The organism is Vibrio sp. Vb1554 (genome assembly GCF_033344235.1).
In genome coordinates this window covers 1-1,566 of sequence record NZ_JAWPOJ010000145.1, presented here as the reverse complement: position 1 = coordinate 1,566, position 1,566 = coordinate 1, and the positions used below count along the sequence as shown (strand labels likewise).

Genomic DNA, 1,566 nt, shown 5'->3' with positions numbered 1-1,566 from the left:
AATATTTCGAAAGCCATCATGGCAAAATCGGATTCGCCGTATAGCCAAGATCTGATCGATAAAATGGTTCTCTTGATCAAAGAAGAATTACATCACTTCTATCAAGTACTGGAAATCATGGAGAGCCGTGGCGTGGAATACAAAAACATTCCCGCAAGCCGCTACGCAAAAACGCTGATTTCACACATGAAGACTCATGAGCCCGAAACGCTTATCGATAAACTCATTATCGGCGCTTACATCGAAGCTCGCTCATGTGAACGTTTCGCTAAACTTGCGCCGCACATGGATGAAGACATTGCGAAGTTTTATGTTTCCCTACTCCGCTCTGAAGCACGCCATTATCAAGACTACTTTGTACTGGCTGAGCAGATTACAGGCAAAGATATCAGCGAGCGTATTGCATACTTCGGTCGTATCGAAGCTGAGCTGATTTCAACCCCCGACGAAGACTTCAAGTTCCACAGTGGTATACCTGCTTAGCCGTGCTAAACCGTCACTAAAAAGCCAGATGTGAGTCTGGCTTTTTTGTTTTAAATCTCACCATTTCAACCTACCTCTCCGTCTGTATAAACCGCGCCTGTAACTTCATTTTGTTTACAACTCAGTTAGAACCAAGGTCACAAGTAGCGAACTATTTTCATCGAACCATAAGCTGTCATCCATCTTTAACGCTCGAGTAACATTTATAAATAAGAATGATTGCTCTAACACAAATCATGGATAAACAAGATGAAATTTTCGCAGTGGAGTCTTTTGCTGAGCACTTTAGTAGCATTGCCGAGCTTGGCTGATACGGACGTATACCTCACCAATAACTCAGACCAACCATTAACCATTCAGGTCAAACACAATGGCAGTGATTTGCTGCAATACGGAGAAGAATGGCAGCAACACGTAGAAGTATTAGGCCCTTGGGAAACAAAGCCCGTACTGAGTTTTAATCGGTGGGAAGGAGTGAAATCGGGTCAGAACTATCGCTTTGAAACTGTCGTATCTAACCCGCAAGGTGAAAGCATTACACTCCACCAAGTCATGGAAGGACATTGGTACAACTCGACCATTGAATACGGTTTGTCAGCCGCCGACGTGAACTTGGCATTAAAAGACGATCGCACGATTTATCGTTCACATACCGAGGCGTTTGGCTCTCGCAGTGCAGAGCTAGCGTTTAAATCGGATAGCACCGCGCGTTATGACGATTTGTACTACACCGTCACACCAAGCAAAGTAGCTGAAGCCGTCGATGACAACGAGCAAAACCTCAAACTGATGACTTACAACATTTGGGCCTTGCCTGCGATTGCGTCGCATATTGGTGAGCGTTACGAGTTAATCCCCGATTACGTAAAAGGCTATGACGTACTGGCATTGCAAGAGGTTTTTGCTAGTGGTCGTGATGCATTTTTACGTGAGCTTGCAAAAGAGTACCCATATCAAACGAAAATGTTGAATAAAGAAGGCTTTAACGTTTACGACGGAGGCGTAATCATTGTGAGCCGTTACCCTATCGTCAACGAGGCACAATACGTGTTCCCAGATTGTTCGGGTACCGATTGCTTCGCT

The 1,566-nt window shown here is 44.6% G+C and carries 2 protein-coding genes; both read left to right on the top strand.

Annotated elements, in window-relative coordinates:
* Positions 1-483, top strand: a 483-nt coding sequence (gene miaE, locus R8N28_RS24425) for a tRNA isopentenyl-2-thiomethyl-A-37 hydroxylase MiaE (RefSeq protein ID WP_318183572.1), incomplete at its 5' end; no start/stop codon positions are given.
* 249 nt (positions 484-732) lie between these two features.
* A partial coding sequence (locus tag R8N28_RS24420) for an endonuclease/exonuclease/phosphatase family protein (protein WP_412079928.1) occupies positions 733-1,566 on the top strand: 834 nt, incomplete at its 3' end.